Genomic DNA, 24,693 nt, shown 5'->3' on the forward strand with positions numbered 1-24,693 from the left:
GAGCTGATCTCCCGCGGTTCCACCCTACTTGGCTTTCTTAGCTGCAGCAACAATAACTAGTTGATCGTACACTAGTTCTTCTCTACTTGCTGCGCAAGAAAACCCGCTTTCTTAAACGCGACTCCGGAGTGCCCTTTCGCTGCTGGTCCGCTCCGGGCTCCCACTATCCCCGAATCGCTAAAGCTGTAACCATCACAACTACTTTCTCCATCATTGTCCGATATTTATATCTGTTTATCATAAACATATTGCATGCAATTGTCAAACCTGCCGGCTGAAAGCCGTCTATTCCATCGGCCGTTCCCTTTGAAGGGGAGACCAGCCATCTACGCCAGCCAGAATATGCACCACAGAATAATCATCTGCCTGCTCGCCTGTGAGCTGCCGCGACCAGTTAATTCGATTGTCACTGGATCCGCCTGGTCCTGTACTTGCATATTCCGCATAATAAACCGTATGGTGAGCGTCAAGCTTGTTCCAATCATCCCAGCCGGCAGGAGCAATATGCTCGCCCATCCAGCAGCGAATAAAGATGGTTTTGGCATAATTGCGCCATGGCCTGCCCAAATATACACTTCCTGTGGGCGCGTCGCCAGTCAAACGACATTCGTTGAATACATATCCGTGAGGAGCATGCTCCGGCGTAGACGCAGCAGCAATCCATCCATTAATCGCATCGGGCTCGGCAGCGCCGCGATTTTTGGCGAAAATCTCGCAGCGGTTGAACAGCGCCGTAGCCGAGCCGAAAATAAAGTCGATATCGCCCTCTATATAACAGTTCTCGTAATATTGACGGGACTGCCTTCTTGGAGCTCCTTCTCGTGGACCGCCAAAAAAGCTGCGGTCAATTGGAACTTCCGGAAGCGGCCCTGTAAACAGCGTATCCTGATGACCAATTAAACGGCAACTGCGGAAGCAGGCGCGATCGCCATCCGCGTAGAGCGCGAGCGCTTGGCCCACTTTTTCCCCAGGGCCAGCCGTATTGATAAACGTCATATTTTCTCCTATAAAATCATCTGCCCCAACGAACACGGTATAGGAATAAAACGTATGATAGGGCTCGCCGTCCGGAAATGCTTTTGTGGCATGGTCATCAAAGCTGATGATCGTCTCGCTCACATTTTCTCCTATTAAGCTGATCATTGGCTTTTCGATATGAAGCTTCTCATAATAAAACCCATTGCGAATATAAATGATGACCCGCTCCTTGTTCGTTGCAGGAACGGTGTCGACAGCTGCTTGAATAGACGTAAAATCGCCGCTTCCATCGGCGGCTACTACAATAGAGACAAGCTTATCCTTTCCTGCTTTCATCCTAGCCGCTACACCTCCGCCGGAAAAGCGTAAAACCTGCTCTCGCCCGTCTCCTGAAAAATCGCTCCCACTGTCCGCAACGGCCAGTAAAGCGGCTTTGTCTGTTGCATCGTCAAGTCCTCCTTCAATAATGTCTGCCAAGCGCAGACTGCAGAGCCGCAATTGCACCTAACCGCCTAGTTGAATAGGGACAAGCTAAATTCGCTCCTTGCAAATCGCTACCGAATTCCGCAAATACAGCTGCGGCTGGATGACGACCGGATACTTAGCGTCTTCACCCCGTATAAGCGCAACGATCAGCTCAGCAGCCTGAACGGCAAGTTCGCCGAGCGGCGGGCCGATCGTCGTCAATGCGACCTCAGCATACTGCATATCCGGCAAATCATCGTAACCGATTAAGGATATATCCTGCGGCACTTGGAAGCCCGCTTCAATGAAAGCACGCAGCGCCCCTCGTGTAACCAAGTTGTTGAGGCCAATGAAAGCGGTTGGCGAGCTGCTCGTGAATGTGTAGTTACGTACGGCAAAATAACCGTCTTCCCATGAGGAATAAGCTGGAAGCACGCTGCCCTGGCAAAATTCCAAGCCCGTCCGCTGCAGCGCCTCCTTATATCCTTCAATTTTAATGTTCTGGGAGTTGCCGATAAACCCAATCCGCTCATGACCATGCGCTTTCAAATGCTCGACTGCTTTGAAAATGCCTTCTTTGCGGTCGATTTTAATATAAGGCGAATTCGGGTTTTCATCAGCGCCGAGTACAAAGCATGGCATAGGCATCGAGGAGACGAGCTTCCAGAACGCCTCCCGATCATCCAGCATATACTCCCAGAAAATACAACCATCCACTCGAAGCTGGCTGAAGATGTCTACTCCATCGCCCGCTATGACCAAGATCATTTGATAACCGCGGCTTTTCAGCTCGCGATGCAAATTTTTCGAGATATTGGAAAAGAGCGGGTTGCTGAGTTCATCCAGAACAAAGCCAATAATATTGCTTTTGCCTGAAGAAAGCTGCTGCGCCATAATATTTTTTCGGTATTGATATTTTTCCGCGATTTCCAGCACCTTCTGTCTAGTTGCCGGCTTAATAAGCGGATCATTGTTCAATGCCTTGGAAACTGTGCTGTAGCTTACTCCTGCAAGCTTGGCAATGTCCTTTATTGTAACCATTCCTGAGCCCACGCCTTTCCCATCAACCGCTTGCGGTTCATCTTGCCCTATGCTATGAAAACTAGGATTTCGAGGCAGCCAAGTATCGGTCATACTGAGCCTGCCTGCCCGCAATGATTTGTTCAATATTCATATTTTTCAAGTTTGCAATATAAGCATCGAATTGATCAAGACTTTCTTTTCCTGTTATGAATTTTAAATTCATTTCATCCACATACGTTTGGATGTCCGGCATCGACATGTTTTCGACGCTTGCTTCCTCTGGCAGTGCATACACGTTAGGGAACGGAGGACGGATATATTGCTCAAGCTCCTTATCACGCTTCTCATGCCATGGCGCTACAATCGCATCCGCAGAATCCGTCGATTGGGCGCTGGGCAGGTTGACCGGGCCAATGCCATATTTTTGAATAAAGTCATTATCCTTGCCCTTCTCGGTGAACTGCTTCTTGCCGTCCTTCACTTCATATGTTACGCCTTCAATACCCCAAGTGTAGTACGTTTGGGCTTCTTCGCCAATGGCATAGTCCAGAAATTTGAAGGCCAGCTCAGGGTTTTTGGCATTTTTGGAAATACCGAAAATCCGGCTCACTGGCGTACGGCCCACATAGAACTGGTCGCCATGTGGCCCCTTCAGCGGCAAAATGCCTTGGATAAGTGGCTCCTCCGGGTTGTAGTCCGCGAATAGCGGGCTGTACACCATAGACGTATACCAGCTGAAGTTGAACGTCGCGCCGGTTATATTTTGCGAAAATCTCGATGTCACTTGATCCGCTGTCGTACTGGCAAAATCAACGCCCAGCAAACCGTCGTTATACAAGCCGTTCAGGTAAGTCAAATACTCCTTGTAGACTGGCTCATAGTAACCATAGTGCACTTTGCTGCTGTCATCCGCGTAAAAATTACTCGATAAATCCAGGCCGAACACCGGGCCAAAGGCCATCGGTATAAATTTCGGGTCCATCGACATTGGAATTTCATCCTGCTTGCCATTGCCGTTCGGATCGTCTGTTTTGAATTTTTTCAGCATTTCCGTAAATTCGTCAAGTGTTGTCGGCTCTTGAAGGCCTAGCTTTTTCAGCCATCTTTCATTCACCATAAACTCCGGCATGTAATTTTTCGTCAGCGTCTGCTGCGGGATATAATACATTTTACCATCTGGAGTCGTGAGACTGGCTTTAATATCCGGCGATTTTTCATAAAGTTTTTTCAAATTGACGCCATATTTCTCATACAGCTCATCAAGCGGCATAAACAGTCCACTATTCAAATATTTCATCGTCTGATCCGTGTCCGGCAAATAAACGATGTCAGGCAAATCCATGCCAGCTGCGAGGCGCGGCCCTACCGCATCCGGGTAGTTTTGCGGAGGCAGCAGCTCCCAGTTCACTTTAACATTGGCATTTTTCTCAATTTGCTTGACGATTTCTGCCGATGCCAGATCTACATTCGTTGTCCAGGCATTCGTTCCGAGGAAGGACAGCTCCTGATTAGGCTGGTCGGTAATCGGCCCCGAGCCGTTGTAAGCTGGCCCCGTTTCTGCTGCTGTGCTTGCCGCTGGTGCAGCATTTCCATCCGTAGCTGCCGGTGCTCCGCTGTTGCTGCAGCCCGCCACTGCCGTCGCCAAAATCATAACCGACAATACTTTTTTTGCCCCTTTTAACTGTTGTGCCATTTAATGTTCCCTCCCAATAGTAAAAGCCGAGTTTACAAGCGGTCGTTAGCCTTTCACTGCGCCCAGCGTAATGCCTTTAACGAAATAACGCTGGATAAAGGGGTAAATCATAATAATGGGCAAAATGCTTACGACGATGGATACATATCTGACCTGCAGAGAAGATACCGCAAGCGCTCCTGTCGACGTGGCCCCGCCCATACGCTGCATAATTTCCGGGGATGCCATAATGAGCACCCTTCGCAGAAAAATTTGCAGCGGCTGCAGCTCCTGGTTGCCTAAATAAAGCAGCGCCGAGAAAAAATTGTTCCAGTGAAACACCGCGTAATACAAGGTCAGCACCGCAAGCGTTGGCTTGACGATCGGTACGGCGAGCCGGAACAGCATCGTAATATCATTCGCTCCGTCGATGGAGGCGCTCTCGAAAATTTCCTTTGGAATGCCTTCAAAGGCCGAGCGGCAAATCATGACGTTGAACGTAATGACAAGCACCGGAACGACCATGACCCACCTCGTGTTGTAGAGGCCAAGCGTCGTCAGCAGCATGTAAAGCGGAATTAATCCACCGGAAAAATACATCGTAAACGCAATGAAGAAATTCAGCTTGCGTCTAAGGAAAAAATGCGATCTGGACAAAGGAAACGCGGCCAGGCAGGTGGCGACAATGTTCAGCGTCGTTCCGACAACGGTGTACCATACCGTATTGTAAAAGGAAACCCACAGCTCCTTGTACTGAAGCACCATTTTATACCCCGAAATCGTGAAATCGACTGGATATAAAAACACCTGCTGCTTGTCAATCGCGCTGACGGAGCTGAACGATACGCTGACGACATATAAGAAAGGATATAAGGTTACGAGAATGGCAAGACAAGTGATGAAATACACGAGGCCATAATAAATCAGATCTGTGCTAGATTTTTTCATACCAGACTCCTTTTACCATAGCGACATGTTCGTTGCCCGACGAGTCAATTGGTTCGCGGCAAACACGAGAATAAAAGTAATGATGGAATTAAATACGCCAATAGCTGTCGCAAAGCTGTAGTTTTGCCCGATGATACCCATGCGGTATACATAGGTGGATAGCACATCTCCCGTTTCATACGTTGCTGCATTATAGAGCAGGTATACCTTCTCGAAGCCTACGCTCATAATGCCTCCAAGCGACAGCAGCAGCAAAATAATAATCGTAGGTTTAATGCTTGGAAGCGTTAAATGCCATAACTCCTGAAATTTGTTGACCCCATCGATTTTTCCTGAATCATACATTTCTGGATCAATGCTCATGATGGCTGCAATGTAGATAATTGAGCTAAAGCCGAAGCTTTGCCATATGTCCGAGCTGGTGAAAATCGTTCGAAACCATCCTGGCTCCATCATGAAATTAACTCGTTCAAGTCCTATCTTCTCCAGCAAAATGTTGACGATGCCATCCGTCGGCGACAGGAAATTGATCAGCATGCCGGCAATGACAACGGTTGAAATAAAATGCGGCAAATACGTAATCGTTTGGGCGAAGCGTTTGAATGCCCTATTTTTAATTTCCACTACGCAAATCGCGAATAAAATCGGAATCGGAAAGCCGAACAGCAGCGGTAGAAAAGCAAGCAAAAAGGTGTTGCGAAGCAGCCTCCAAAAATAAATCGAATCATAAAATTGAATGAACCATTTTAATCCCACCCAATCTCCGCTGAAAATGCCCTTTCCCGGCGTAAAGTTTTTGAAAGCCATGATGACGCCCGGCATTGGAAAATACATAATAACCAAATAATAAATAAAAATAGGGGAAAACATGAGCAGTAAATATTTGTCCCGTTTGACTAGCCTAATCAGAGTCGCAGTGCGGCTATTCAATAAAATCCACTCCCTTCAGTTTAAATTTACAACGTTTGAAAAATTGAATATGATGCTGACTCTAATCAACGATCAACAGGCAAAGTTACTACTCATCATCCCCTTTAACAAAATTTACAACGTTGTAAATTTAGAATAAATGTATGCGTTTTCATTACGTTTTTATCATTCTAGCAGTTTATTTTCGTTTTGGCAATGAAAACGATTTAGAATTTTTCGAAGCCCCGTCAGCACTCGGTTTCAGCGTTTGCTTAATGGGGTCCGGCATTCGCTTGCACGATATTCGGCACATCCAGAACAGCATTCAGCGAATAGCTGTAAGGGAACAGCAGCGATGATGGGAATGCAGCTCCAGTGGCCGATGTTCCAGTTGTCTGGTTGTAATAATTGTTGCGCTCATAGAACGTATAGGTATGTGAAGAGCTGTCTAGTCCAACCTGGTTGCTTTGATTCGTTTTGTAAAAATAATTGCGTTCGGAATAAATGACGCTGCCTGCTGCAGAAGGCTTTAGCAACCTCTCACTTTATGAGCGCGGCTACCTCCATTTTTCGTAGAAAAAGGAGCAGACCGATGGCCTGCTCCCTTCCCTCGCTATTCCTTATTTCCCCTTTGCCAATTTCCCTGCCTGCATCCGTTCTCGCTCAATCAGTTCTTTCATCGAGGCATTACCCATCAGCAGCACACAAGCTAGCGCCAGTACGGCCGGCACAATCGACCACATGAATGTTGTTGAAATCGAATGCGACAGCGCACTGATGATTTTATCCATCACTTCTGCCGGAATCGACTCCCGTTTTTCAGGGGTTAAAATTTGCCGAACATTTTCAGAGGGAAGCGCCGCGCCGCCACTGCTGCCTGAAAATGCGTCAGTCATGCCATTCGTGAAGCTGTTGCGCTGAATAATCCCAAACACGGTAATGCCCACCGTCATCCCGAATGAACGGATAAACGACATCGTGGCATTCGCTGAACCGCGCTGCCTCATATCGAAGCTGTGGATGGTGGACATCCCAAGCACCGAGAACGAGAAGCCGATGCCAAAGCCCGTAATAAACATATAAAAGGCAAGCGTCCATTTGGTCGTTTCCGGACTGATCGTTGAAAGCAGCACAATGCCTGCAATAAAAATAATGGCGGAAAGCACCATAACATTGCGATAAGGCATTTTATTCGCGAGAAAACCACCCATTTGCGCTGCGAATACCGAGCCTAACGTCATGGGGAGCAGCATCAGACCAGAGCTAGTAGCGGTACCACCGTATACCCCCTGCACAAAAATCGGAATGTACAAAGCTGCCGTAATAAAGGCTGCGCCATAAAATAGTGCAGCTCCCGTACTTGCGCCATACAGACGCACACGGAACATTTTGAACGAAATAATCGGCTCAGCCGCCTTGCGTTCAACAAAAATGAAAATAATAAACAATATAGCGAAAGTCGCGAACAGCCCTAAAATTTGGGCAGAATCCCAAGCATATTCATTGCCGCCAAGCTCAAGAGCGAACATTAAGCTGACAATCGAGCCCACCAGTGTTGCGGCTCCCCACCAGTCAATTTTCTGCTTGGAGTGTTCCATCGATTCCTTGTAAAACAATAAAATAAACAATAAAGCTACAATACCGAATGGAATATTAATATAAAAAATCCAGCGCCAGTTAATGTAGTCGGTAAAATAAGCGCCAACTAGCGGGCCGAACAAGCTTGAAGTACCGAATACGGCTCCAAACAAACCGCCCATTTTGCCCCGCTTTTCAGCTGGAAAAACGTCAAATACAATCGTGAAGGCAATCGGCAGCATGGCGCCGCCGCCGATACCTTGAATAGCCCGGTAAATACTAAGCTGTGTGATCGACTCTGCGGTTCCGCACAAAACCGATCCCAGCAAAAACAAGAAAATCCCTAATATAAAAAAACGTTTTCTGCCGTACATGTCGGACAGCTTGCCGAAAATCGGCATTCCCGCCATCTCCGTGACCAAATAAGCGGAAGTCACCCAAACAAATTTGTCGATGCCGCCCAGATCGCTTACAATCGTTGCCATTGCCGTTGACACAATCGTATTATCGATCGATGCCACGAAGATGGCTAGCAGTAAGCCCGCTACGACGAAGCCAAGTCTACTTTGATTCGCAGACATGAACAATTCCCCCTTGAATTGATGTAAAATGCTTGAAAAGTTATCGTTGTAGCGTAATGCCTTGCACTGTTTAGCTTTGTTATTATAACCAATCCTATCCTGTAGTCCTATTGGACGAGAGAACGAATAAAACGCTCGATCCTGGGACCGAACGTTAATTTATAAGCTATATTTATCAAGCTGATCCAGAAAGCCGCGCGACTTCAGCGGAATGCCAATATGCAGATCCATTAGCATACGCATCACCTTCTTAAGCTCCTGCTTCGTTTCTGGCTTGACTTGAATAGAACCAAGCCTGCGCAAATCCATTCGGACAAATAACCGCAGCAGCTTATAGGCTGCTTCAGACAATACGATGCCTTGGGGGTCTTTGTGGCCGCAGCGGCGGCATAATACACCACCAGCAGCTGCACTAATTCGGAAGGGAGTCTGCTCCCCGCCGCATTCCACACAATGATCCAGTACAGGCGCATAGCCTGACATATCCAGCACTCTCATTTCGTAAAGATGAGACACAATTTGCGGGTCCTTCCCCTCCACCAAGCCGCTTAAATAAGCTTTCAGCTGCTCGAATAGAAATGAGCTGGATTCCTCCTCCTGTATCACTCTATCCGTTAATTCTGCCGCATAGGAAGCGTAAGCAGTCAGCTCCAGCTGCTCGCGAAGCAGATGGTTGGACGCCAAAATTTCACCATGGTTCAGCGTGCCGAGTCCACTTGTGCGAAAAAAAGTAAATTCAGCATATGTAAAGGGCTGCGCGAGAGAAGCATGCCTGCTCCGGGCCTTCTTCGCGCCGCGTATTAATATCCCTACTTTGCCATGCGTATTCGTCAACACATTAATAATTTTATTATTTTCCCCGTAATCCATGCTGCGAATAACGATGCCTTCCAAACGATACAGCATACTGAAACTCCCCCATGACCTACTTAAGACAGTCAGAAGGCTGCGAGCCCACTGAACTAAGGAGAAGCTTCTTCTAGCTCGGATGCCCATTCCTGGTCATCACCGAGCAAAGCGTTAGGATGATCCGCTTCTCCAAGTTGATCCATTTCCTTGTAGAGCATATAGGACTCCACATCACCGGTCAATGTAAAATACTTCCACGAAAAATTCCGCAATCGTATCAACCCTTTCCGCCTCGGAAATGCTGCTCCAGACGGTATTAGATTGCGTTGATCGAATGAATGTTATCCTTAGCAATTTACGTCAAATTTAGAAGCAACCCATTAGTCGTTTCTAAAGCCTAAATCTTTAAGCACTCTTTCCTGGTTGCGCCAGTCCTTCTTGACTTTGACCCATAGCTCAAGAAATGTACGGGAGCCAAGCAGCGCTTCAATATCGCGGCGCGCAAGCTTGCCAACTTCCTTAAGCAACGCACCTTTTTTGCCGATAATAATGCCCTTCTGGGAGTCGCGCTCGACATAGATGACACAGCCAATATAGACAACGCCATTCTCCTGCACCTTCATGTCCTCAATCGCAACCGCAATGGAATGCGGAATCTCCTCACGCGTCATATGCAAAATCTTCTCGCGCACCAGCTCCGTTACAACGAACTGCTCCGGATGATCCGTAATTTGATCGGCAGGGTAATATTGCGGGCCTTCTGGCAAATAGCGGATCAGCTGATCCATAAGCGTCTCCACATTATTGCCCTGCAGCGCAGAGATCGGAATGATTTCTGCAAAATCATATAAATCTTTATATTGCGTAATAATCGGCAGCAGCTGCTCTGGATCGATTTTGTCGATTTTGTTCAACACGAGAAAAATCGGCGTCTTGACCTTTTTCAGCTGCTCGATAATAAAACGGTCGCCGCCGCCAATGCCATCGGCTACATCAACAAGGAAAAGAGCAGCTTCGACTTCTTGAAGCGCGCTTTGCGCGGTTTTCATCATGTAGTCGCCAAGCTTGGATTGCGGCTTGTGAATGCCAGGCGTGTCCAGAAATACGATTTGCGTATTGTCTTTCGTGTATACGCCATGAATTTTATTGCGTGTTGTTTGGGGCTTGTCCGACATAATGGCGATTTTCTGCCCGATCAGATGGTTCATCAGCGTGGACTTGCCCACATTAGGTCGGCCGATGATGGCTACAAAGCCGGAACGAAATTTGCCGTTTGAACGGTTGTCAGTTGTAGGTGTACTCATTAGGCTTCAGCTTGCCCCTTTTTCAATACCATTGGTGTAAATGCGCCCGGCAGCAAGTCAGAGACGGTCGAAATCGACCAGTTGCCCCGCAGATTGCCCATAATGACAGGCGTATCCGGGTAAAGCAGCTCAACGAGCACCTGGCGGCAAATTCCGCATGGCGTAATAGGTTCTTCCGTATTGCCAATAACTGCAATCGCCTGAAATTGACCTGGCTTCTTGCCATCGGCGATGGCCCGGAACATAGCTGTGCGCTCCGCGCAGTTTCCCGGACCATAAGCGGCATTTTCGACATTGCAGCCAAAGTGGACATGCCCGTCGTTGTCTAGCAGGGCAGCGCCAACATTGAACTTGGAATACGGCGTGTATGCCCGCGTCATCGCCTCTCCTGCCTGATTAAGCAGAGCAGCATAATTTTCCTGTAAACCTTCATAAGTGACTGTCATTTATTATTAGCTCCCTCAATTACTGGCTTCCCGCCGTTATTACATGCCATAATGGCGGGCCAAGAATAATAAAACCAATGAAGACGGCAAAGCATGCTGCCAGCAATACAGCACCAGCAGCAACATCTTTTGCCGTCTTAGCGAGCGCATGGCGCTCCGGGCTTGCAAGATCTACAACTTTTTCCACCGCAGTATTAACCATTTCTGCTACGATAACGAGCGCCATCGTAAGCAGCAGCATTACCCATTCCACACCTGTAAGCGATAGAAAAGCGCCGAGCAGAATGACCGCGGCAGCGACCAGCACATGAATGCGCATATGGCGCTCATTTTGTACAGCAAATGCTATGCCCGCCCATGCAAATCCTAAACTGCGAATGAACTTTTTCATTAACGCGACAAGCCTGCCTTCGAAAGCACCGCTTCCTGCTTGCTTGTCATAACCGCTTCATCGCTTTCCGTCTCGTGATCATAACCGATTAAATGCAGAAAGCCATGAACAAACAGGAAGCCGATCTCCCGCTCCAGCGAGTGCCCATACTCCTCGCTTTGCTCGACCGCTTTCTCAACGGAAATGACAATATCGCCCAGCATCCCCGATATAGGATCAACCTCATCTTCGCTTTCTACCTCAAAAATAATGTCCAGTTCATCCGTGCCGTCATCCTGCATCGCAAATGACAATACATCAGTAGGACGATCCATATTGCGGTAGTCGCGATTCAACTGATGAATTTGCTCATTATCGGTAAACGTCAGCGTTACTTCGCCCATTGTCATCCCTTCCGCTTCGCCAGCCAGTTGAAGCAGCTGCTCCAACCGGGCGATCCAAGCTTCCGGAATGTCTACCTTATCCTGCTCATTGCTATAATCCAGCTGCAAACTCATGCTAAACGCTCCTTTGACTTAACATCCTCAGGGTACTCAATGCGGGAGTGAAAAATCCCGATGACGCTTTCCTTGAGCGACTGTGCGATCTTATCCAGCTCCTTGAGCGTCAAATCGCATTCGTTGTATTGATTGTCGTCCAGCCTGCTTTTGATAATTTTGTTAATCATCGCTTCTACCTGCTCAACGGTTGGGCTGCGCAGGCTGCGGACAGCCGCTTCCACGCAATCGGCGATGCCGACAACGGCAGCTTCCTTCGACTGCGCTTTCGGGCCAGGATAGCGGAAATCATCCTCCGTAAATGAAGGCTCCTCCCCCTGCTCCTCTGCCTGCTTAAGCGCCTTGTAATAAAAGAATTTCAGCGACGTCGTACCATGATGCTGCTCGGCAATATCACGAATAGGCTTCGGTATATTATGCGCCTTAAGCATATCCACGCCATCCCGCGCATGGGCGCAAATGATCGACCGGCTAAGCTTTGGATCGATCGAATCATGCGGATTTTCCATATTAGTCTGATTTTCTATAAAATAATTCGGCCGCTTCGTCTTCCCGATGTCATGGTAGAACGAACCTACACGGCAAAGCAGCCCGTCCGCCCCGATGGACTCAGCCGCAGCCTCCGATAAATTGCCGACCATGACGCTGTGATGATACGTTCCCGGCGTCTCCGTGAGCAGCTTGCGCAGCAGCGGATGGTTCGGGTTAGACAGCTCGACAAGCTTAAGCGCCGACAAAATGCCAAATGTCACTTCAAAAAACGGCATAAGGCCGATAACCAGCACAGCAGTAAGCAAGCCGCTCGCAAAGGCAAAGCAAAGCGAATACACAAGCGGCCCTTGGTCCAGACGTTCCGTCAGCAGCATGAGCGTAAGAACGGAAAACGTGCCGAACAGGCTGACCATAATGCCTGCCTTTAAAATCGTCGAACGCTGGCTCGCTCGATGAATCGAGAAAATAGCCGCGACAGATACGACGATAATAACAAAGCCGTATTGGAAATCAAAAATTTGATTTTGCCCTGTACCTGAATTCAGCACAATGCTGCCGATAATCGCAAACAGAATCGAACTAATTAACGCCAAATGCATATCCAGCAGCAGCGTAATCAGCATCGTCCCCAGCGCCGCCGGAGCGAGGAAGCCGACATACGGGATTTCATCCGTCTGAATCAATGAAATAATGATCATCACAACGATGTTGATCAAATAAATAAGCCACAGCATTAAAATTTGCGCATTATTATATTTCGGCTTCAAGCCGGAAATGCCGCCCGACTGATGCAAATAGCTGTACATCGCTGTGATGAACAAGATCGACAAGATAAGCAGGCCAAGCTGCGGCCAATAATTGCGTTTATCCTGCAGCAGCGCCGAATCCTTCAGCAGTTCATACATTTCCGGCGTAATGACTTGGCCGCGCTTGACGAGAACGTCGCCTTCCTTGATAACGACCTGCGGCGTATTTTTCTTAGCCTGAATTTTCGCTTCATCCGTTGCTTCCTTATCTAGAAAGCGGTTCGGCATAATGGAGAAACGTGCCAGCTCCTGCACAATTTCACGGCTTGTCCGGTCGGAGAGGGAGCTTGCGTTCACCAGCTCCGCCACACGGGTACGGGCAGCATCCGCACTGCGCAGCTGCTCGCTCATCAGCTTGCGTACGATTTCCTGCGCAACCTGCCGCATTTCCGTGATTGACTCTACCGACATGCGCGGCATTTTATAAAACGTTTCCTCTGGAATCGCATATTCCTGCTCTTTAATAACGACCGCCATTTCATCCAGCAGCGTATTATTGTAAGTACCGTTGCCTCTGTTTACTTTCACGTAATTATCGACAAAATCGGCATACCGGCCGGGAATTTCATTGCGGTATATATCGATTTTATTTTGCGTCGTTACCTGATCATCCTGGTTCAGCTGCTCCATGCGCGAGAAAATCTCATTCAGCAGCAGCTCGCTGCGCAGCGCAACGTTCGAATAGATCGCATCAACGCGGTTCGCCGCTTCCTCCTGCGCCTGCAGCGTCGCCTTGCTATCTGGTATTTGATGGGGAGCAACAATATCCTTCTCGCTGGCAACGCCTTCTTGAATATCATACGTTTCCGGAACGAGATGCGGAGCAAGACTGAAATAAAACAGCAACACAAATAATAACATGAGCACGAAGCGGACAGCTACGCTCTGTTTCCACCCCGCAGCCTTGGAGCTCTGCAGGTTCCCCTGTTTACCGGAATGGTTCTGGTTCATGGAGCGGACATTCCTCTCTATGCTTTGTTCTCAGCGTCCTGATTGTAGGCGACAATGATTTTCTGCACTAAGGAGTGACGGACAACATCCTGCTCGGAAAAAAAGATAAAGCCAAGTTCGTCTATATTTTGCAAAATCCGCTGTGCCTCTATTAAACCCGAGTTTTTCCCTCTTGGCAAATCAATCTGTGTCACATCGCCGGTAATAACCATCTTGGAGCCGAAGCCTAGCCGTGTCAAAAACATCTTCATTTGCTCTGGAGTCGTGTTCTGGGCTTCATCCAAAATAATAAAGGAATCATCAAGGGTACGTCCACGCATATACGCAAGCGGGGCTACCTCAATGGTGCCGCGTTCAAAAGCCTTTACCGTCTGCTCAGGTCCCAGCACATCATGAAGGGCATCATAAAGCGGACGCAAATAAGGATCAACCTTCTCCTGCAAATCACCCGGCAAAAATCCGAGATTTTCGCCTGCCTCGACAGCTGGCCTTGTCAGTATGATTCGCTTCACCAAGCCCTGCTTCAAAGCGGCTACAGCGAGCACGACAGCCAGGTAGGTTTTTCCTGTGCCAGCTGGACCAATACCGAATACGACGTCATGCTTGTGAATCGTCTTTACATAATGGCGCTGGCCGATTGTCTTAACCCGGATAGGCTTGCCGCGAAACGTAGTTGTAATTTCAGCTTTGAATAAATCAAGAAGCTCTTCTGCCTGCATCGTACGGGCCAAATCAAGCGCATACATCATATCCCGCTCCGAAGGCATATAGCCGCCTTTTACAAGCTGCAGCATGACGCTGAACAGCTGTTCAAGCGAGCGTACCTCCTGTACAGCTCCGGAGATGACGATCTCTGCCTCACGAGATGTGATCGAAGACTCACATTGCGCCTCTACCAGCCTCAGGAACTTGTCCTGCGGACCAAATACCGCTAATCCTTCTCCCGCGTTTTCCAGCGGAATTCTGACGACTATTGTTTCATTTTGCAAACAACCTCAATCTCCTTGCATCTGGACTAGGGGCATCTCTTTCACAATCGATTGCTCTACTTCAAAAAGAACTTTCATATAAACTTTACCATTCTCCGTCTTTTCATGCAAAACAATTTCATCCCGGATGACCGCATCGCTGCCCGCCTTCGACATTACATTCGCTTTTGCCTGTAAAATTCCACCCGCGCGCGCTTCATCCGCTGATAGTTTTCGCTCTTCCGTATGTACTTCCATTACCGTCTGCTTCATCCGGCCGAAGGGCAGGCTTATGCTTTTCCAATTCGCCTTATCCTCCTCCACGATCGTCTCCGACTGCTCGTACGGATTTTTGCCGTAGCCGCTCACCTGCAGCGCCCTGCCGCCAATGACGACATACCACTTCTGCTTCTTCTCCCCCGTATATACTTTAACTTGCTGAGACATCGGTGAAGCAATATTAAATTCATACCAGACTATTCCGCGTACAGAGCCCTTTGCCACAACTGTCTGCGTATAAGCGCCGCCGCCCAGCGTACCCGATATTAACGTCTGTCCTTTTTTGACCTTCGCGTTCTTCTTGACGACGGCACGACCGCGTTCCGTATAAATTTCCGTAACGACCGCATCGGCAGAAGCAATGAGATGGCGGGGATTTTCCAATTCGCGATGATCCGGTTCTGTCGTTTCCGCGACTTGAATGATGATTCTTGTTCCTTTTTTCTCCACGCCAATCCACGTAGCTTTCGGCAGCTTGTTGACGAGCCTCTTTGATATAATATCCGTATCCGCCAGACGGAACGACCATTGGAGCGGGAAAATCCCCTCCTGCCGCGCTGCCTCTACAATTTCCTCTTCCGTCAATTTCACGTTGCCTTTAACCTCAACCGACCATATAAGCGAGGACAATACATAAATGCCAATAAAAAATAAAGCTAGGCCCGCTATGAAAAATTTCCGTTTTTCCAGCTTTACAAGCCAGAACGGCATGCCTTGCCGCCTCACAACATGCGCCCTACAGCCTGTCTCCTTTAAAAAAGGCTTCAAGCGAAAATAATCGCTAACAGACACGTCGAACTGCAGCTTGCCATCGCCCGTCCAACCGATGGACGCAAGCTGCAGCCCCCCTTCCAGTGCACGATTCACAAGCCGTTCAGGTTGTCCACCCCTGATATTTACTGTAACAACGCCGAGTACCCAGTCCGACCATTTCAGCTTCAAGCCGCTCCCCTCCTACTCCCGCAAGGCTATGCCTGTAATTTGACCTTCAATAAAAACCTCTTCTGTCCAAATCGTTCGAATAACGAGCGAGCTTCCCGTCACCTCAAGCTCGCCCTTGCTGAGCGCGAGCCTAAGCTGCTCGCTGGAAAAATGAATGACACCGCGATGGTTCTCAATATATAACTGGCGATCGCCGATCATCGTCAGCCGGGGAAGATCATAGACGACATCCTGGGGCAAATCCAGAATATCCGCTGTCATTTTGCGAAGTTTGCGTTTTAAACGGTTCATAGGTAAAGGATCGTCCCCCTTATCACGCTCGCCAGACGTTAAATATGACACAAGGCCCATTATTGTACTATATCAAGCTATGCGCGGGGTGCTGATTTTATGAAAAATAGCGCAGCCTCCAGTTATCCCTAATGGATTTCTGGAAGCTGCGCTATTTAAAGTAAAGCTTATGTTATCTGACCTTGCCATAAGGCCGCTTCGATTTCGGCGGGCCCAATATTTCTGACCAGATGACCGCCCTTCGAAGCTCATCAGCGCTCAAAGGCGCTAAACGAGTGTCAGCAACAGCCTCAGCCTCGCTGCTAGCCCGATTGCTGCGCCTCGCGGCGGCTTCGCGCTGCTGTGTCACTGTTACAGCGGCCTGCTGCTGCTGCGTACGCTCAAGCGCTCTGGCGAGCTCTGACAGGTGGTGCTGCTTCTCACGCTCAGCCTCTTCCTCCGCTTGGCGATAGGAAATCGACCGTTCCTCATAGTCATCGTTATCGTCCCAGTGCGGGTAAGCGTCTCCCTGATCATGGCGCCCAGACTGATGCTGCTGCACATCTGTCCCCTGCTGCGGATAAGCAGCATCCGCAGCGCTTTGACCGTTAAAGTCTGGCATCCGCGGATTGTTACGCTTTTTCGCACTGACCCGATTGAAAATCGACAGGAGAAAGCCGCCAACAATAACGACGAAATAAATATTTTTCATAATAAACTCAAATATATGTTCCACTGGTTCAGATTCACCTCCAGGGTAAGCAGCTACGCCGGTGCTTTATTTGCCATCATTAATTGTCATTTTTTTCAGTTGGGGCGTCGCTCTTGCCGATGGAATTACGCATTTGTGTATCCGACTCCAGGTTTTTCAGGTTCAAATAATCCATGACGCCGATTTTTCCGTTTTTGAGTGCTTCAGCCATAGCTACTGGCACTTGCGATTCGGATTCTACGACCTTCGCCCGCATCTCAATAACGCGCGCCTTCATCTCCTGCTCCTGCGCTACTGCCATTGCACGGCGTTCCTCTGCTTTCGCTTGAGCAATCCGTTTGTCAGCCTCAGCTTGCTCCGTTTGGAGATGGGCACCGATGTTTTTGCCCACGTCTACGTCGGCAATATCAATGGACAAGATTTCGAAAGCTGTTCCGGCATCGAGTCCTTTGCCAAGCACCGTACGGGAAATCATGTCTGGATTTTCAAGAACATCTTTATGGGAGCCTGCCGAACCAACCGTCGTAACGATACCCTCGCCGACACGAGCGATAATGGTCTCTTCACCAGCACCACCGACTAGACGCTCAATGTTGGCACGTACGGTAACACGCGCTTTAACTTTAACCTCAATACCGTCTTTCGCTACTGCTGCAACGGTTGGTGTCTCAATGACACGCGGATTAACGCTCATTTGCACCGCTTGAAGCACATCACGACCAGCAAGATCAATGGCAGCCGCACGCTCGAACACGAGCGGGATATTGGCGCGCTGCGCTGCAATCAACGCATTGACGACGCGGTCAACGTTACCGCCTGCGAGAAAATGGCTTTCCAGCTGATTAATATTCAGCCCAAGGCCCGCTTTCGTTGCTTTAATGAGCGGATTGACAATCCGGCTCGGGACAACCCGACGCAAGCGCATCGCTACGAGCGTAATAATACCGATACGAACACCAGAAGCAAGTGCCGAAATCCAGAGCATAATTGGAAAAAAGCTCAGGAAGACTGACAACGCGATAATAACAATAACCGCTATAATCAATATAGAAACGATCGGATCCAAACCCATTTATAAATACCTCCATTGCTTTAGTAAAGTGCTGAATAGCGTTTATGTTATGCTTTCATTGTCTCTTTCACAACTACCCAAGTACCTTCTGCTTTGATGACGACAACGTTTGCTCCAGTTGAAATAAACTCGCCTGACGTTACAACATCAATCCGCTGATCGCCGATTTGCACCGTTCCAGCCGGCCTTAGCGGAGTAAGCGTAACCCCTTCAAGCCCCAGCAGGCTGTCCTTTTCCTCTGCGGATACATAACCTTCTTCCTTCGTCAGTTTATCCCGAAGAATGAATTTGTTCCAAATTCCTCTATGTCTATATTTTCTGAAAATATAATACATCACAAGCACGGCCACTACGAGTGCTGTGACGAGCGAGATAAAGGCTGTCATCGGATCGGATGCTGCGGTCACTACCCCAGCAATAAGTGCTGCGCCACCTAACAGTCCCAAAATACCGAAGCTTGGAACAAATACCTCGATAATGAGCAAAGCCAAACCTATAACAAAAAGAACAATCGATTCCATGCCTGCAAATCCGGCCACATAATGACCGAAGAAATACAAGCTGAAAGAAATAATGCCCAGTATGCCCGGTACACCGAAGCCTGGCATCAGAAGCTCAATTACAATGCCCGCAATGCCCAGGATGAGCAGCACGGTCATCACATACGGATTAACGAGCCAGCGTGATACTTTCTCAGCTAGAGAGGGCTCAAACGAAATGAGGTGCTGCTGATCAAGCTTCAGCCAAGTAATAGCTTCCCCGACAGATGCTGCGATATGCTCAGCGTAGCCGCTCGCCAGCGCTTCGTCGGCGGATAAGGATAATATCTCTCCTGCCGGCTTCTCTATGCCCGCTTTCGGCAAGCTAACCGACACTGTCGTATCAACCATGGCAGCTGCAATATTTGCATCCCGGCCACCCAGCTTTGCAGCCTCCATCATCGTCTTCGTCCAATAGGAAACGATCTTCGGATTATCAATCAAATTGCCTCCACCATCAACGACAGCAGCTGCACCAATTGTACTTCCCGGCTCCATTACAATGTTTTGTGCATTAAGCGCAATGTAAGTACCTGCCGACACCGCTTTGCCTTCAATATAGGCGGTTGTGGGAATTGCGCTTTTACGGATGACCTCCCCGATCTCCTCTGCGCTGGTCACTTCTCCGCCGAACGTGTTAATCACGAGAACTACACGTTCCGCCTTCGCCTCTGCCGCTTCTTTGTAAGCGCGCTCCAAAAATGATTTAAGTCCACTCTCAATCGTCTGTTTGACTGGAACAATGTAGACCGCTCCTCCAGCTTCATCCGCCGCAAGCTGCTGTGCCTTTACAGGCTGCATACCGACCAGCAGGCCGCTGCCTAAAGCGACAACCAACGCTGAAAAAACGGCTAATTTCGCCCAAAAAGCGGTTTGGCGCCATTTTTTTATATTCAACCTTCCACCCCTCCCTTTATATCCATTATATTCGTTATTACGAAGGATTACCCTGAAACGTTACAAAATAAGCGTAAACGGCTTACGCCAACTCATGGCGGCGCACATATTTCTTGCTATAACCGAGAACTTTTTTACGAGCATCCGCATGTGAATCGCTATATTGAAAAGCAAAAAACATCCCTCGGGAGGGATGTTTTCGTCCGAACATATCGTTATTGCAGAAATTGTTGTACGAGCTGATTTACTAGTTTACCGTCAGCGCGCCCTTTCGTTTTTGGCAACAAGGCGCCCATGACTTTCCCCATCTCGGCTTTGGAAGAAGCACCGAGTTCATGGATGGTCTGCGTTACTATCGCTTTTATCTCTTCTTCGGTCAGCTGCGTGGGAAGGTATTGACTAATAATTTCAATTTCTGCGTTAAGACCTGTTACCAGGTCCTCACGGCCGGCTTTGCTAAATTCTTGGAGGGAATCTTTACGTTGTTTGATCTCACGACTTAGGATATCAAGCATTTCACTGTCGTCCAAAGGACGCTTCAAATCAATTTCCAAGTTTTTAGCTGACGCACGCATCATACGAATGGTTGTAAGCCGGAACTTGTCCTGATTCCTCATGGCCTGCTTCATATCGTCGTTCAATCTTTCGCTCAGGTTCATTATACTAGGAGCCTCCTAAAACTTTCTCTTACGAGCAGCCTCGGACTTCTTCTTACGCTTTACACTCGGCTTTTCATAATGTTTGCGTTTCTTAACCTCAGCCAACACGCCATCTTTAGCGATAGAACGTTTAAAGCGGCGAAGTGCAGAGTCAATGGTTTCGTTTTTCTTAACCTTAGTTTCAGACACAAGTTTTCCCTCCCTCCGAAACAGACCGTCCAGAGCATTAAACACGGTTTATCAAACTCCATTATAAGTCAAAACAAAATACAGTGTCAACTCACTAATTTCACTCGTAAACAATGCCAAATCCATTCTTCAAAATATCGTAGAACATCATGTAAGTATCCCCATTCGTCAGCTCTTCTACATTGAGCATTTGACCAATGATTTCCTCACTAATCCAGCCACGGGAAACGAGATCCTTAAGCGCCGTTTCTCTCGTCGTATCGAGTCCGGCCGTCAGTGCCAGCATATAGCCCGCCTGCTCCAATGTCAATGGCCCAGTCAATAAATCCTTCATATCCTTGACCGCACCGTCAGGAAAACCAGGGAACTGGTCGGGATGCGCTTTTTTGAGCGTTCTAAGCTTGTTCAAATAGCGCCCAATGCTCATTGTGCCATCGAGGTCCCATGCCTCATTCGAATAGCTGCCAGACGTCATGTACATGCTCGCCGCTGTCACAAGGCCCTTATAGTCCTTGTGTTTCATGTAAGCAGGCTGATCAAACTTTTCATAGGTCAAGTCCATGCCCTGCTTAACGAGCTTCTTGCGCAGTTTGCTGATGAGCTTCGTCGATTGGGACAGCTCTCTGACCGTCATGTCGTTGCTAATGGCCAGGCTCGCCGCTGCTCCTGCAGCTTCTGCCGTCGCCATGCCAAGCGGAATGACCCTTGCGCTTCCATGCGGAATGGTATCAAAGCTGGCTGAGCGTCCGACTACAAGCAGCCCATCGACTTTGAGCGGAACCAAGCTGCGGAACGGAACGCCATATTGCATCGGGCTTAGCATAATTGTACCCACGTCGCTATAGTTGATGCTTTGAATATCGACATCATAGGAGCCATAAGCGATAGCATCCCATTTATCCCGGTTTTCCAGCACATCGGCAAGCGTCAGCCTGTATTCGCCGTAAATATGCCGAGATTCTCTAATATACAGCTCTGATGCAGTACCCGCATAGTTCATATTGGCAAACTCCGGATACGTCTTTTTTAAATAATCAACGATGAGCGGCGCTTCTTTTTTGCCAACTTCCATTCCACGCGCCACCGATTCTGGATCAAGCGGATCAACTCCGTAAATTTGCATCGTATTAAACAAAATCGTTTCATTGTTTTCCCTGCCAATATTAAGGCTGCGAATTTTCACTTTGTTCGGATCGCTCGGCGGATATTTTCTGGCGTCGCCAAACCCCCAAATGCTCGTGCTGTCTAAGCCTAAGCCCTCTAAGCCTTTGAAATTCCTCCAAGCCTCGTTCGTCACATGGTCCATTCTGAATACGAGCGTTGCCGCCATCTTCGCCTTGCCTTCGCCAATATCCTGGCGTCCAATGGAGTAAGGCACACCGGAAGCGGCAGCGATATCAGCATCCTGCGAAGCATCAATGACTACTTTTGCCTCTACCTTCTCGGTCGCGCCATCCGGTTTAGTAATGGCAAGTCCAGTTAGCTGCATATTCTCGCCAGACTGCTGCAAAATCGGCTCCATCTTTTGCACATGCATGAGCAAATCAATGTTCTGCTCTTGTTTAATCATCTGGTAAAAGACGTTGGCCGCCGTATGTGTATCAACCGAGCTGCCTTCCACCTGATCAAACCATTCCTGAAATAAGCCTTCATTCAAAAACTTCGATTTGTGCAAATAGCGGTAATACCACGGCTGATTCGGGGAATAATTCAAATCGAGCGTATTCAGCCCGCCCAGCGTCATTAAACCGCCCAAAATATCGCGGTCTCTGCCTTCAAGCAGCAGTACCTTAAGCCCATTCCTGGCTCCAGACACAGCGGCCATTATTCCTTCCGGATCTGTGCCGACAACAATTAAATCATAGCTCGACTTTACGGTTTCAACCGATTCGACCTTCGTAAAGGGGGCCTGAACGCGGTCAATGGACAAACGATCGATAGAAGCTACTTTAAATTTATATAAATAATAGCAACCGATCAGCATCAAAAAAGCGAGAGCCACGATCGTCAACATTTTATATTTCGTCTTCAACAACTAAAATAACCTCCGAATTTCCAGCGCATCCAAGCAACACTGCTATCATTGCTAGATTAATAGACTTGATTATTAAAAAAGGCAGACTCCCGCTTCTCGCTAGGAGCCTGCGTATCATGCGGATGCTGCGCCTCGGCTGCATCAATTCAAGCTGGCTTCCGGATGAAGCAGCGTATGCATATCCGTAGATGAAGTAACGGTCAGCCTCGGAACCATCATCGGATCGGTTCCCGGCTCAGCAAAACCGCTGCGTACGGAAAACGCCATCCGGTAACCATTTTCACGCAATTTATAAATAATCTGTGTGTTCGCCTCGCCATAAGGATAAGCAAAATAAGGCGAGTCAATGCCAAGCTCTTTTATTTTGTGAATATCATTCGTAATCAGGCTGGCGTCTGCAAGCGAAGAATAGGCAATGCCACAAACAGCTGTCCCTTTTTTGTGCAAATCATAGGTGTGGCTGTGAAATTCAAATACGTCGCTCGACGCATTCATTTCCTCAGTGGAAAGAAAACTTGTTTTTTTCGAATCGAATGATGCCGTCTTTTGTTGAATATGAGTTCCAACAACAAACATCGTCGCGTGAAAGCCATATTTTTTAAAAATAGGATAAGCATAAATGATATTGTTTTGATACCCATCATCGAACGTAATAACGACCGACTTATCCGGCAAAACACCTTCGCCATTTATATATTTCTCGAGCTGCTCCATCGTCGCTGTCTTGTAGCCATTCGTATGTAAATATATCATTCCCTGCTCAAACGATTCCAAATCAATCATGGAATTATTGTCCGGCTCGCTAATGTCAGCCTTTGGAGCAATGTAGTGGTACATCAATACGGGTACCCGATCAGCATTGTCCGCCAGCGTCAACGCTTTAGAATCCAGCAGCGGCTGATTTGCTTGTTTATGCGTCATAATAAACGCTCTATTTTTGGCTAATTCCCAAGAGGTGCAGATTTTTTTCGTAACAACCGTCCCTGGATGGGCTACTGCTGTAGCATAGGCTGCGATTAGAAGAACGAATGACAACAGGCTGGCAGCGATATATTTTTTGGAACGGGACATACAAACTCCTTTCAAAAACCTTTATTGCCTGTTCAGCTTGCCTTATTTCGCATTCAGCGGGCCAAGCTTCTCGCCTCCAAGCAAATGGAAATGCAAATGGTACACCAACTGGCCGCCATCGCTATTCACATTGTTGATTAGTCGGTAGCCAGATTCGGCAATGCCCTGCTCGATCGCGATTTGACGTGCTGCCGTGAACAGCTCAGCCATTACTTGATCGTCATCAGCTGTCACATCATTCATTGTGGCAATGTGCTTTTTAGGAATGATTAAAATATGTACGGACGCTTCCGGTTTAATATCTTGAAAAGCAATTACTGTATCCGACTCATACACTTTAGTTGACGGCAATGTACCTTCGACAATTTTACAAAAAATGCAATCCATTCAAAACTCCCCCTAAATTATGTTATACAACCTTATTCCATCATAACGGAATGAGCAAAGCTCGTCCAATCATATCCGTCTTCCTATAGGCTGAGGAATAGACGGGCATTGGGATTTGGCAGCTAGCGGTTATTGCAGCTTAACATCCGTGTGCTCGTCTATCGCCTGCTCCAGCTCTTCTGCAAGCTCCAGCCAGTTATAGCCATTGCCGATTTGAATCGACAAGCTTCTGCTTTCTAATGCATCTGCATTAAAAGCCGTTACAACTTCCAGCTGCTTGCTGAATGCCTGCTGAAGCTTCGTTAGGTAATCCTGCTCGGCTGCCGTTAGAGCACCTTCATGGCTGCCAACCTTGGCCAGCGACTGCTGCACCGCGTTAAAATAAGCTTCCAGCTTGTCCGCAGCAAACTCCGTGCCATTATACTGATGCGCTTCTTTCAGAAAACCCATCACATGATCCACATGACGGAAAGCCGCACCTGCACTGAATTGCGCCTCATTCCGCTCCAAAAGCTCCGCTGATTTCCCCAGCTTCTCAAGCTCAGGCAATACCGCATTATAAAATGCTGCGGCGCCGATGGCGTCTGAAGCGACTCGCTGACCTGTCTCATATTTTTTCTCTTGAATGTTCGACAAATATTGCGAATATAAAAACATATTTCCATTAATGCTGCACACCAGCAGCACGATTGCGATTGCAAACGCAATCGGCTTTTTCTTAGGCGGTTGTTGCTCTCCTGACACGCTTTCTTCCCCCCATAATTAAATGCCTTACTTACTGTT

General features: G+C 48.1%; 26 protein-coding genes. All 26 read right to left on the reverse strand.

All coding sequences use genetic code 11. The annotated features are described in order from the left end of the window. Positions 1-285: 285 nt before the first annotated feature. Complete coding sequence (locus WH37_RS07305; protein WP_197091349.1) at positions 286-1,314, reverse strand: pectinesterase family protein; 1,029 nt, start codon at positions 1,312-1,314, stop codon at positions 286-288. Positions 1,315-1,509: 195 nt separating this feature from the next. Next, positions 1,510-2,484: a LacI family DNA-binding transcriptional regulator gene (locus WH37_RS07310; RefSeq protein ID WP_046230298.1), complete on the reverse strand. Its 975-nt coding sequence runs from the start codon at positions 2,482-2,484 to the stop codon at positions 1,510-1,512. A gap of 61 nt (positions 2,485-2,545) precedes the next feature. Continuing rightward, positions 2,546-4,159, reverse strand: coding sequence for an extracellular solute-binding protein (locus WH37_RS07315; protein WP_046229904.1), 1,614 nt, complete (start codon positions 4,157-4,159; stop codon positions 2,546-2,548). Positions 4,160-4,204: 45 nt separating this feature from the next. Next, entirely contained in the window at positions 4,205-5,086 is an 882-nt protein-coding gene (locus WH37_RS07320; RefSeq protein WP_046229905.1) for a carbohydrate ABC transporter permease, read from the reverse strand. A 12-nt stretch (positions 5,087-5,098) separates the two neighbouring features. Next, positions 5,099-5,956 carry an ABC transporter permease gene (locus WH37_RS07325; protein ID WP_414811827.1) on the reverse strand — a complete coding sequence of 286 codons (858 nt, stop codon included), beginning with the start codon at positions 5,954-5,956 and terminating at the stop codon, positions 5,099-5,101. Between the two features lie 311 nt (positions 5,957-6,267). Then, complete coding sequence (locus WH37_RS07330) at positions 6,268-6,531, reverse strand: hypothetical protein (RefSeq protein WP_046229907.1); 264 nt, start codon at positions 6,529-6,531, stop codon at positions 6,268-6,270. Positions 6,532-6,615: 84 nt separating this feature from the next. After that, the gene (locus WH37_RS07335) at positions 6,616-8,154 is read right to left on the reverse strand and encodes an MDR family MFS transporter (protein WP_046229908.1); all 1,539 of its coding nucleotides are present in this window, start codon (positions 8,152-8,154) and stop codon (positions 6,616-6,618) included. A 159-nt stretch (positions 8,155-8,313) separates the two neighbouring features. Continuing rightward, positions 8,314-9,060, reverse strand: a complete 747-nt coding sequence (gene recO, locus WH37_RS07340) for a DNA repair protein RecO (RefSeq protein ID WP_046229909.1) — start codon at positions 9,058-9,060, stop codon at positions 8,314-8,316. 56 nt (positions 9,061-9,116) lie between these two features. Continuing rightward, positions 9,117-9,275 carry a YqzL family protein gene (locus WH37_RS34495; RefSeq protein ID WP_074904665.1) on the reverse strand — a complete coding sequence of 53 codons (159 nt, stop codon included), beginning with the start codon at positions 9,273-9,275 and terminating at the stop codon, positions 9,117-9,119. A 108-nt stretch (positions 9,276-9,383) separates the two neighbouring features. Continuing rightward, positions 9,384-10,307, reverse strand: a complete 924-nt coding sequence (era, locus tag WH37_RS07345; protein WP_046229910.1) for a GTPase Era — start codon at positions 10,305-10,307, stop codon at positions 9,384-9,386. After that, entirely contained in the window at positions 10,307-10,753 is a 447-nt protein-coding gene (cdd, locus tag WH37_RS07350) for a cytidine deaminase (protein WP_046229911.1), read from the reverse strand. Before cdd ends, era begins: the two co-directional genes overlap by 1 nt. 19 nt (positions 10,754-10,772) lie before the next feature. Beyond that, positions 10,773-11,144, reverse strand: coding sequence for a diacylglycerol kinase (locus tag WH37_RS07355; RefSeq protein ID WP_046229912.1), 372 nt, complete (start codon positions 11,142-11,144; stop codon positions 10,773-10,775). Then, the gene (gene ybeY, locus WH37_RS07360; RefSeq protein ID WP_046229913.1) at positions 11,144-11,641 is read right to left on the reverse strand and encodes an rRNA maturation RNase YbeY; all 498 of its coding nucleotides are present in this window, start codon (positions 11,639-11,641) and stop codon (positions 11,144-11,146) included. Before ybeY ends, WH37_RS07355 begins: the two co-directional genes overlap by 1 nt. Then, on the reverse strand, positions 11,638-13,890 hold the full coding sequence (locus WH37_RS07365) for an HD family phosphohydrolase (RefSeq protein WP_046229914.1): 2,253 nt from the start codon (positions 13,888-13,890) through the stop codon (positions 11,638-11,640). Before WH37_RS07365 ends, ybeY begins: the two co-directional genes overlap by 4 nt. 17 nt (positions 13,891-13,907) lie before the next feature. Then, positions 13,908-14,879 carry a PhoH family protein gene (locus WH37_RS07370; protein ID WP_046229915.1) on the reverse strand — a complete coding sequence of 324 codons (972 nt, stop codon included), beginning with the start codon at positions 14,877-14,879 and terminating at the stop codon, positions 13,908-13,910. A 6-nt stretch (positions 14,880-14,885) separates the two neighbouring features. After that, positions 14,886-16,079, reverse strand: coding sequence for a sporulation protein YqfD (gene yqfD, locus WH37_RS07375; protein WP_046229916.1), 1,194 nt, complete (start codon positions 16,077-16,079; stop codon positions 14,886-14,888). 12 nt (positions 16,080-16,091) lie between these two features. Beyond that, a complete protein-coding gene (gene yqfC / locus WH37_RS07380) occupies positions 16,092-16,370 on the reverse strand; it encodes a sporulation protein YqfC (protein WP_046229917.1) in 279 nt (92 codons plus the stop codon). Positions 16,371-16,542: 172 nt separating this feature from the next. Next, positions 16,543-17,085 carry a hypothetical protein gene (locus WH37_RS07385; protein WP_046229918.1) on the reverse strand — a complete coding sequence of 181 codons (543 nt, stop codon included), beginning with the start codon at positions 17,083-17,085 and terminating at the stop codon, positions 16,543-16,545. A gap of 55 nt (positions 17,086-17,140) precedes the next feature. Beyond that, positions 17,141-18,133 (reverse strand): flotillin-like protein FloA, encoded by a 993-nt coding sequence (floA, locus tag WH37_RS07390; protein ID WP_046229919.1) that lies wholly within the window; start codon positions 18,131-18,133, stop codon positions 17,141-17,143. Between the two features lie 47 nt (positions 18,134-18,180). Beyond that, positions 18,181-19,569, reverse strand: coding sequence for an NfeD family protein (locus tag WH37_RS07395; RefSeq protein ID WP_063838006.1), 1,389 nt, complete (start codon positions 19,567-19,569; stop codon positions 18,181-18,183). A 215-nt stretch (positions 19,570-19,784) separates the two neighbouring features. Beyond that, positions 19,785-20,228 carry a GatB/YqeY domain-containing protein gene (locus tag WH37_RS07400; RefSeq protein WP_046229920.1) on the reverse strand — a complete coding sequence of 148 codons (444 nt, stop codon included), beginning with the start codon at positions 20,226-20,228 and terminating at the stop codon, positions 19,785-19,787. Positions 20,229-20,243: 15 nt separating this feature from the next. Further along, entirely contained in the window at positions 20,244-20,417 is a 174-nt protein-coding gene (gene rpsU / locus WH37_RS07405; protein ID WP_046230300.1) for a 30S ribosomal protein S21, read from the reverse strand. Between the two features lie 100 nt (positions 20,418-20,517). Beyond that, complete coding sequence (locus WH37_RS07410) at positions 20,518-22,452, reverse strand: FAD-dependent oxidoreductase (RefSeq protein ID WP_143088409.1); 1,935 nt, start codon at positions 22,450-22,452, stop codon at positions 20,518-20,520. 141 nt (positions 22,453-22,593) lie between these two features. Beyond that, complete coding sequence (locus WH37_RS07415) at positions 22,594-23,523, reverse strand: polysaccharide deacetylase family protein (RefSeq protein ID WP_046229921.1); 930 nt, start codon at positions 23,521-23,523, stop codon at positions 22,594-22,596. A 42-nt stretch (positions 23,524-23,565) separates the two neighbouring features. Beyond that, on the reverse strand, positions 23,566-23,910 hold the full coding sequence (locus tag WH37_RS07420) for a histidine triad nucleotide-binding protein (RefSeq protein ID WP_046229922.1): 345 nt from the start codon (positions 23,908-23,910) through the stop codon (positions 23,566-23,568). Positions 23,911-24,039: 129 nt separating this feature from the next. Further along, entirely contained in the window at positions 24,040-24,654 is a 615-nt protein-coding gene (locus WH37_RS07425) for a hypothetical protein (RefSeq protein WP_046229923.1), read from the reverse strand. Positions 24,655-24,693 lie beyond the last annotated feature (39 nt).

Source organism: Paenibacillus algorifonticola, assembly GCF_000971975.1.
Classification (GTDB): Bacteria; Bacillota; Bacilli; order Paenibacillales; family Paenibacillaceae; genus Pristimantibacillus; species Pristimantibacillus algorifonticola.